The 8,066-nt window shown below is 61.0% G+C and carries 8 protein-coding genes; 2 read left to right on the forward strand and 6 right to left on the reverse strand.

Going from position 1 to position 8,066, the window contains the following annotated elements:
• Positions 1–37: 37 nt before the first annotated feature.
• Positions 38–1,597 carry a glutamine-hydrolyzing GMP synthase gene (gene guaA, locus RMQ97_RS08500; protein ID WP_413660431.1) on the reverse strand — a complete coding sequence of 520 codons (1,560 nt, stop codon included), beginning with the start codon at positions 1,595–1,597 and terminating at the stop codon, positions 38–40.
• Between the two features lie 120 nt (positions 1,598–1,717).
• Between guaA and RMQ97_RS08505 the strand changes: the two genes are divergently transcribed.
• Together RMQ97_RS08505 and RMQ97_RS08510 are read left to right on the forward strand one after the other, a co-directional pair.
• Entirely contained in the window at positions 1,718–2,377 is a 660-nt protein-coding gene (locus tag RMQ97_RS08505) for a YceI family protein (protein ID WP_413660432.1), read from the forward strand.
• Between the two features lie 15 nt (positions 2,378–2,392).
• Positions 2,393–3,184 carry a hypothetical protein gene (locus RMQ97_RS08510; protein ID WP_413660433.1) on the forward strand — a complete coding sequence of 264 codons (792 nt, stop codon included), beginning with the start codon at positions 2,393–2,395 and terminating at the stop codon, positions 3,182–3,184.
• Here the strand turns inward: RMQ97_RS08510 and RMQ97_RS08515 are convergent.
• The 5 genes from RMQ97_RS08515 to guaB all read right to left on the reverse strand — a co-directional run bounded on the left by RMQ97_RS08515 (position 3,181) and on the right by guaB (position 7,525).
• On the reverse strand, positions 3,181–4,494 hold the full coding sequence (locus tag RMQ97_RS08515; RefSeq protein WP_413660434.1) for an RsmB/NOP family class I SAM-dependent RNA methyltransferase: 1,314 nt from the start codon (positions 4,492–4,494) through the stop codon (positions 3,181–3,183). The genes RMQ97_RS08510 and RMQ97_RS08515 overlap by 4 nt on opposite strands.
• Before the next feature lie 26 nt (positions 4,495–4,520).
• A complete protein-coding gene (locus tag RMQ97_RS08520) occupies positions 4,521–5,078 on the reverse strand; it encodes a DUF2867 domain-containing protein (protein WP_413660435.1) in 558 nt (185 codons plus the stop codon).
• Positions 5,079–5,141: 63 nt separating this feature from the next.
• Positions 5,142–5,519 (reverse strand): DUF3088 domain-containing protein, encoded by a 378-nt coding sequence (locus RMQ97_RS08525; RefSeq protein ID WP_413660436.1) that lies wholly within the window; start codon positions 5,517–5,519, stop codon positions 5,142–5,144.
• Complete coding sequence (locus tag RMQ97_RS08530; protein WP_413660437.1) at positions 5,516–5,932, reverse strand: MAPEG family protein; 417 nt, start codon at positions 5,930–5,932, stop codon at positions 5,516–5,518. The genes RMQ97_RS08525 and RMQ97_RS08530 overlap by 4 nt, the downstream gene beginning before the upstream one ends.
• 123 nt (positions 5,933–6,055) lie before the next feature.
• Positions 6,056–7,525 (reverse strand): IMP dehydrogenase, encoded by a 1,470-nt coding sequence (guaB, locus tag RMQ97_RS08535; RefSeq protein ID WP_413660438.1) that lies wholly within the window; start codon positions 7,523–7,525, stop codon positions 6,056–6,058.
• Positions 7,526–8,066 lie beyond the last annotated feature (541 nt).

The following is an 8,066-nucleotide window of genomic DNA, read 5'->3' on the forward strand; positions in this document are numbered from 1 at the left end:
GCGCCGGATCGATCGGAGGAGGGAGAACGGTCGGCTCCTACTCCCACTCAATCGTCCCCGGCGGTTTCGAGGTCACGTCATAGACCACGCGGTTTACGCCGCGCACCTCGTTGATAATCCGCGTGGAGACACGGCTGAGAAAATCATGGTCGAAGGGGTAATAGTCGGCGGTCATGCCGTCGACCGATGTCACCGCGCGCAGGGCGAGCACGTGATCATAGGTCCGTTCATCGCCCATCACGCCTACGGTGCGAACCGGTAGCAACACGGCAAAGGCCTGCCAGATCTCGTCATACAGACCGGCCGCCTTGATCTCTTCGATATAGATCGCATCGGCCTTGCGCAGGATATCCGCCTTCTCGCGGGTAATCTCACCGGGGATGCGGATCGCCAGACCCGGCCCGGGGAAAGGATGGCGACCGACAAAGGCGTCCGGCAGACCCAGTTCGCGACCCAACGCACGCACTTCGTCCTTGAAGAGTTCGCGCAGCGGTTCGACGAGGTCCATTTTCATCCGGGCGGGCAGACCACCCACATTGTGGTGCGACTTGATGGTGACAGACGGGCCACCGTCAAAGCTGACACTTTCAATGACATCGGGATAGAGCGTGCCCTGGGCCAGGAAGTCTGCACCACCGGCCTCCTTCGCCTTCTCGTCGAACACGTCGATGAAGAGTTTTCCGATGGTCTTGCGCTTCACTTCCGGATCAGACACGCCGTCCAGCGCCCCCAGGAACAAGGCCTCGGCCTCGGCATGGATCAGCGGGATATTGTAATGCTCCTTGAACAGGGAGACGACTTCGTCCGCCTCGCCCTGACGCATCAGGCCCGTATCCACGAAGACACAGGTCAGCTGATCGCCAATAGCTTCGTGCAGCAGCACGGCCACGACGGAACTGTCGACCCCGCCGGACAGGCCACAAATGACACGCTTGTCGCCGACCTGGGCGCGGACCTTGGCGATGGCTTCATCCTTGAAGCTGGCCATTGTCCAGTCGCCGCTCAGACCGGCAATCCCGTGAGTGAAATTCTTCAGAAGCGCTGCGCCGCGCGGGGTGTGCACGACTTCGGGGTGGAATTGCACGCCGTAGAATTTGCGAGTCTCGTCGGCAATGGCGGCGAAGGGCGCATTGCCCGAGGTCGCGATCACCTCGAAACCGGCCGGGATCGCGGAGACCCGGTCGCCATGGCTCATCCACACACGTTCTTCATGGCCCACACCGCCCAGACCGGCAAACAGCGGGCTCTCTGCAGTGATGGTGATGTCGGCCCGGCCGAATTCGCGCTCTTCGGAGGCTTCAACCGCTCCGCCCAACTGGGCGCACATGGTCTGCTCGCCATAGCAGATACCCAGAACCGGCAGGCCGCGCGTAAAGACGCTGTCATCGGCCCGAGGTGAGTTATCCCAATGGGTCGAGTGCGGCGAGCCGGACAGGATGATCGCCTTAGGATCATAGCCGTCAATAAAGGCCGCATCGGCGCGATTGTAAGGATGGACTTCGCAGTAGACACCGCTCTCGCGCACGCGACGGGCGATGAGCTGGGTGACCTGGCTGCCGAAGTCGATGATCAGGAGTTTTTCATGGGTGTCGGTCATGACGCCCGATAGCGCGAGTCAGATCAGATTTCCAGTGGGGATATCGCTTCTTTGTGAGTGGCAAAGCGGTTTAACTGCCCTAATCTCGCCCACCGCACATGAATGATGGGGATCAACACCATGCGTACGCTTCTTATGGCCGGACTTGTTGGCGTGGCAACCCTTGCGGTGGCCTGCAGTCCCTCACCTCGTGAGGACCGCGTCGACACAGGGCCCCAGGATACCACGCCTCCGGCTGCGGACACCGCGCCTGCCATGCCGCCCATGACCTGGTGGATCGACACCGACACCTCCCAGCTCACGTTTATCACTGTCAAAAACGGCGATTTCGACGAAGAGCATGAACTCACGGGTGTCAGCGGCTCTCTGACCGAAGGCGGCGAGCTTCGCATAGAGCTCGACATGGCCACCGTCGAGACTTTTATCCCGATCCGCAATGAGCGCATGGCCGAACATCTCTTCCAGACCGCCGACCATCCCTTCGCCCGCATCGAGGGGGAGCTGGATTATGGCGCCCTGTGGGTGGAGGTCGGCGAGACGCAGATCACACCTGTCGATTTCACGCTAATACTGCGCGACATCCCGCTGGACCTAACGGCCTCCGTGCGCGTCGAGCATGTCGCGGACGGTCATGTCCGTGTAACAACAGCCACGCCCATCTCTGTCGAGGCCGCCCCGCTGCAATTGATGGACGGTATCGACACGCTGCAGGAATTGGCCGGGCTGGAGAGTATTGATCGCGGCATCGCGGTCGACTTCACTCTGGAACTGCGCCGCTAGGACAACACGGCGCTAATGCTGCTCTCACTCCACATCCCAAAAACCGCGGGAACAGCCTGGCGTCTGTTTCTGGAGCGCAATCTCGGGCCACAGGTCAGCTTTGCCTCAACAGAGGCCCGCGATGGACAACAGATCGCCAGCCAGGCGCTGGCCTTTCTGGATGCGGGTGACCGCGAGCAGGCGAGAACATGTGTTTCAACCTCGCCCTGTCGTGTGATCGATGGACATCGAGCCCGGGACTTTCTGGACCTGTTTCCTGAGGCGGGTGCGCTTGCCTGGTTGCGCGATCCCGTCGATCGTCTCGCGTCGGAATTCCTGCACTTTCGGTCTCGGCAACAACCCCTGGAGATTGCGCAGCGCGTTGCACGCGGAGAGCTCGACTTTGTTGCCTTCGCCGAAAAGAATTTCCGGTTTTATGCGCGTTATCAGGAACGCCTCGAGACCCGCCCCGGCCCCTATTGTTTCTTTGTCGATGCCCATCGGTCCGCGGGACTGGGCGCCTGCCGCCGTCATGCCGGCTGGGTGGGTGTGCTCCCCCGTCGCAATGTCACACCACGGTCCCAGTATCAGCAGATCGAAAATCTCGAGCAGGCGCGTGAACATCTGCGCGATGTTTTGCACGAAGAATATGCGGTCTACGACGCCTGGACCGCGGCTTGGGCGGATGGATCGGCACAGACGTCTGCGAAGGCACTCCTGTCTCTCGCCCCGCCTCCGGGCTCACGGTCCCTAAAAAATCAGATGCGGCGGCGGTTGGGAGTCGTCAAGGAAGGCCTTGGCCACCTTTTGGGGCGAGACTGGCGCTAGGCCTCGCGTTCCAACACGCAGATGTAGAAACCGTCCGTATCGGTGCGCCCGGGTGAGAGCTGGAGCGCGCCGAGATCGGTCACACAGGCCTCCAGCGTTTCACTGGCCCCCGCCGTCAGCCCCCCCGAGGCCTTGAGCACCTCCAGCGCAGAAACCGGTTTGAACGGCGCACCGCGATCGAGGAAGGCCTGGACACGATCCCCATTCTCCTCCGGCAGAACCGAACACGTCACATAGACGAGACGCCCGGCTGGTTTGACATAGGCCTGGGCGCGTTCGAGCACGGTATCCTGCTCTTCCATGCGTTTTTCCAGCGCTGCTGTCTTGAGACGCCATTTGGCGTCAGGACGACGGCGCCATGTGCCGGTTCCGGTGCACGGTGCATCACAAAACACCACATCCATCTTGCCCGTAAGATCGCCCAGAGCCTCGGCCTCTTTACCGTCATGCACCTGGACATTGCGCGACCCCGCGCGTTTGAGGCGCGGCCAGATGGCTTTGAGGCGCCGCCAGTCGAGATCCCAGGCATGGACCTGACCGGTATTGTTGAGCAGGGCCGACAGGGCCAGCGTCTTGCCGCCCGCACCGGCACAATAGTCCAGGATTTTCATGCCCGCGCGTGGCGCTGCGGCCAGGGCGGCAACCTGCGAGCCGACATCCTGCACCTCGACCCAGCCCTTGCCATAGGCGGGAATGCTCTCAGCGGCGGCGGCCTTGGCACGCGGATCGCGCAGGGGCAGGCGCAAGCCCAGCCGGGTAAGATGTGAGGCTTCGACGGTCTTCAGCTTGGAGGCGACCTCTTTTTCGGCACGATCCGGGTCGCTCTTGAGAATATTAATGCGCAAATCGACCGGCGCCCGCGCTGACAACAAACGCCCTTCCTCCGCCACGCTCTCACCAAAGGCGCGCGTCAGGCTTTCCTCCAGCCATTCGGGGAAATCACCCCGCACATAGGCAGGCGCATCCGAGATATCCCGCTTCAGCCCGTCTTTCTCGGCATCGCTCAGGGCATCGGGTGCGTGGTCATCACTCTCGAAAATCTCGTCCAGCTGGTCTGCATCCATGCCCCAGACACGACCAGCCGTGCCAATCGCCAGCGCGCGCGGTGTGTCGGACTGCATGGCCGTCGACACGGACAGCTGATGGCGCAGAGCATCGAGGACCAGCCCGCCAATCCAAGCGCGATCCCCCGATCCGGCAAAGCGGTGCGCCTTACCCCAGTCGCGCACAGCATCCTTTACCGGCTGATGGCGTGATTGCAGGGTATCCAGAATTTCGATCGCTGCAGCGATGCGTCCGCCATCTCTCATGAATGCTTCCCGGTCAATGTCGACCGTCAGCCTGCTGGCTTGGGCAGGGGCTTTTCGATCGCGGTCTCAAGCGTGGCCTTCACCAGCTTTTTGTGCACGGGCAGGATGCTCGCCAGATAAACATGTCCAAACCAGTTATGGCGTTTGCATACGGTGGTCAGGACAAGCTTGGCTTCCGGCCCGCAGGTTCGAAGCACTGATAAACGAAAATCCTGATGCAGGTCATCCTCTCCCAGCAGGACTTCATGTTCCTCGATGGCGAAAATGCGAAAGAAATTCACGCGATCTCCGACCGTTTTTTCTTCAACCGGCTTATGGATCTGGTCCGAAGACAGATCGGGCGTGGCCTTTAACCCTAAGGGTTTGACCAGAGTATCGCGTAACCAGAGCAGCCCTCGGGACCAGGCAAAATCAATGGTGCCGCAGTGTTCAGCCAGGCGGCGCGGGTCACAGGTTTGAAGATCCGGACGATCCGCCAGAGCGATGGCAAAACAATCCATGTAATCGCCAGGGTCGGCATAGGCCGCAATCTGGCTGTCAGCCGGCGGGATATCGATCCGGGGCGAGGGGGTGCGAGCAAGCATGTGCTCACCCTGCCCCGCCACGCAGCGGGAAGCCACGGTACACAGTGTCGCGCCCCGAGATCTCTAGCTGGGTTTCGCTCCGCCATAACACGCCGCCAGCTGACGACAGATATCCGAGGGGTCGGTGATGATGCGGCGACCATTGTCACACGTTACCACATCCACATGCGCTTCGGTTCTGTCCGCCAGGATGAGGGTCGGCGCGTTCTGATGGGCTTCATCCAGAAGTGCGATGATTTCCGCACGCGGACGGGCATACTCCACCCGTGCCAGGGTGATGGCGTCGGCCCAGTGGGTATTGATCGCCAGGGCGCCTTCCATGGTGCAGCAATCCGCACACAGGAAGGGTCCGCCGGACTCGTCGCCCTCATGCCCCCAGCTTCCGGTAAGCAGGAAGAGAATATCCGTGTCCGTCGACAGAGCCGGCTGGTCTTGCATCATCGTGTCATTACCTCGAAACCCAGAACCGCCCACAATACGGCCAAAAGCACCATACCGCTCGCAAAGGCGATGAAACGGAAGAGCATGTGATTACTGGTGATGTGTACACCCACATGGATGAGTCGCGAAATCACCCACACCCAGGCCAGAACCGCAATCACGACACTCTGAACATCCAGAGCAAGGGTGGCCAGGATGGCTGCGTAAAACAGAACCGGTGTTTCAAACTGATTGCCGAACGCATTGCCCAATTGCTGGCTCTTGCGGGGCCAGGCTTTTTCACCCAGCGCCACATCTCGCGGACGCACCTTGCCCGTCTCGATGGCGAGATAGCGCGATGCGCCCGTGGCGAAGCCCAGAGCAAGCGTGAGACAGACCTGGATAAACAGAGGCAGAAACAGGGAAAGGGTCATGACGATGTCCTCGCACAGGCAGAATTGAAAATCGTCGCGACCGTGACGCCGGTCCACCGCTGCGGCAAGCAACAGCGCCAAATGGCATGCATTCAGCGCTGAAGCTTGAACAAATTGAGCACCTTAGCTGGTGGTCGGATAGTTGGGCGCCTCGCGCGTGATCTTCACATCATGCACATGGCTTTCACGCAGGCCCGCATTGGTGATGCGTACAAATTGCGCCCGCTCATGCAAGTCGGGGATCGTGGCCGAACCGGTATATCCCATCGCCGCGCGCAGACCGCCCACCATCTGGTGCAGGATCGGACCGACCGACCCCTTGAACGGGACCTGGCCCTCAATGCCTTCCGGCACGAGTTTCATACGCTCGGTGTTTTTCTGGAAATAGCGATCTGCAGACCCCGCCGCCATCGCGCCCAGCGACCCCATGCCGCGATAGGATTTGTAGGACCGGCCCTGATAGAGGAAGACCTCGCCCGGGCTTTCCTCGGTGCCCGCCAGCAGCGATCCCACCATGACCGCATGCGCACCGGCCGCCATCGCCTTGGCCATGTCACCGGAAAACTTGATCCCGCCATCGGCGATAATCGTCGCATCCGAGCCTTCCGCTGCCCGGCGCGCTTCAAGAATAGCGGTCAGCTGGGGCACGCCCACACCGGCCACAATCCGCGTGGTGCAGATGGATCCCGGACCGATCCCCACTTTCACACAATCCGCGCCTGCATCGATCAGCGCCTTGGCACCGTCATAGGTCGCGACATTGCCAGCCACCACACGTGTGGCATTGGTGTGTTTCTTCACACGCGCGACCTGTTCGAGCACGGACAGGCTCTGACCATGCGCGGTATCAATCACCACCACATCAACCCCGGCATCGATCAAGGCTTCGGCGCGGGCAAACCCGCTATCCCCCACTGTGGTCGCAGCCGCCACGCGCAAACGGCCCTGGCTGTCCTTGGCGGCCATGGGATGCGCCTGGGCTTTCTCCATGTCCTTGACGGTGATCAGGCCGATGCAGCGATCCTGGTCATCCACCACCAGAACACGCTCGATCCGGTGTTCGTGCAGCTTGCGACGTGCCTCGTCCTGGCTCGCTCCTTCGCGCACGGTGACCACATCGCGGGTCATCAGATTGCCGATCTTCTCATTGGGATCATCGGCGAAACGCACATCGCGATTGGTGACAATACCCACCAGCTTGCCCGGCCGGGTCTTGCTTGCGCCTTCCACCACCGGAATGCCAGAGATCTGGTGATGCTCAGTCAGGGCCCGCAGATCAGCCAGCGTCGCATCGGGCGAGATCGTCACCGGATCCACCACCATGCCGCTCTCAAACCGTTTAACCTTGCGCACTTCCTCCGCCTGTTCCTCGATGGACAGATTGCGGTGCACCACAGCCAGCCCCCCGGCCTGGGCCATGGCAATCGCCATCGGCGCCTCGGACACGGTATCCATGGCGGCGGCCAGCATCGGAATGTTCAGATTGATATCCGGTGCGATCTGCGTTGAGACGTTTGCATCGGCGGGCAAGACTTCAGACGGGCCCGGCTGCAAGAGCACGTCATCGAAGGTAAGACCTTCGCGAATCTCCATGGGAGACCTCCTTCTCTCTTGCGGGGCCGCTATATCAGACTGGCCGCCAAGGTCAATTGACGATGTGCGGGAGGCCGCTATGCAACACCGCTGCCGCCGCGAAAACGGGCCATTTTTTTTGGGGCCCCTCAGCCGTTTTTTTTTCTTTTTGCTGGAGCTCCTCAGCCCCAGTGACGGAGATGGACTCTTGTATCCCTCTCCCCTTTTGGGGCTGAGGAGCCCGAGACCCTGCACAGGTCAGGGTCGGAGCGACGAAGGATGCCGAGTGCAACGAGGCGGGTGAGGGGCAAAACAATAGACCAGCAAAACACCCTGACACACCCATTGCGTGTTTGAAGCCGCGCGCTAAACTTGATGTCAGGGGGATCAAATGGCCAAGCTGACAGGTCCAAAACGCGCAGAGCTCAAAGCCCGTCTCGACCAGGAATGGTGGGATAAGTGGTGGGCGCAGGATTTTTCCTGGGCGGGACTGGCAGTGCTCAATGAAAAAGGTGATCCGAAACACCCTTGGCAAGGCTGGTCGATCACACCGGACGGCCGG

Origin of the sequence: Maricaulis sp. D1M11, from assembly GCF_047308265.1 — a bacterium.
Taxonomy (GTDB): Bacteria; Pseudomonadota; Alphaproteobacteria; order Caulobacterales; family Maricaulaceae; genus Maricaulis.

What these genes read in the sequence shown, in the direction of transcription:
- guaA (WP_413660431.1), bottom strand. Translation starts at nt 1,597, where the DNA reads ATGACCGACACCCATGAAAAACTCCTGATCATCGACTTCGGCAGCCAG.
- RMQ97_RS08505 (WP_413660432.1), top strand. Translation starts at nt 1,718, where the DNA reads ATGCGTACGCTTCTTATGGCCGGACTTGTTGGCGTGGCAACCCTTGCG.
- RMQ97_RS08510 (WP_413660433.1), top strand. Translation starts at nt 2,393, where the DNA reads ATGCTGCTCTCACTCCACATCCCAAAAACCGCGGGAACAGCCTGGCGT.
- RMQ97_RS08515 (WP_413660434.1), bottom strand. Translation starts at nt 4,494, where the DNA reads ATGAGAGATGGCGGACGCATCGCTGCAGCGATCGAAATTCTGGATACC.
- RMQ97_RS08520 (WP_413660435.1), bottom strand. Translation starts at nt 5,078, where the DNA reads ATGCTTGCTCGCACCCCCTCGCCCCGGATCGATATCCCGCCGGCTGAC.
- RMQ97_RS08525 (WP_413660436.1), bottom strand. Translation starts at nt 5,519, where the DNA reads ATGATGCAAGACCAGCCGGCTCTGTCGACGGACACGGATATTCTCTTC.
- RMQ97_RS08530 (WP_413660437.1), bottom strand. Translation starts at nt 5,932, where the DNA reads ATGACCCTTTCCCTGTTTCTGCCTCTGTTTATCCAGGTCTGTCTCACG.
- guaB (WP_413660438.1), bottom strand. Translation starts at nt 7,525, where the DNA reads ATGGAGATTCGCGAAGGTCTTACCTTCGATGACGTGCTCTTGCAGCCG.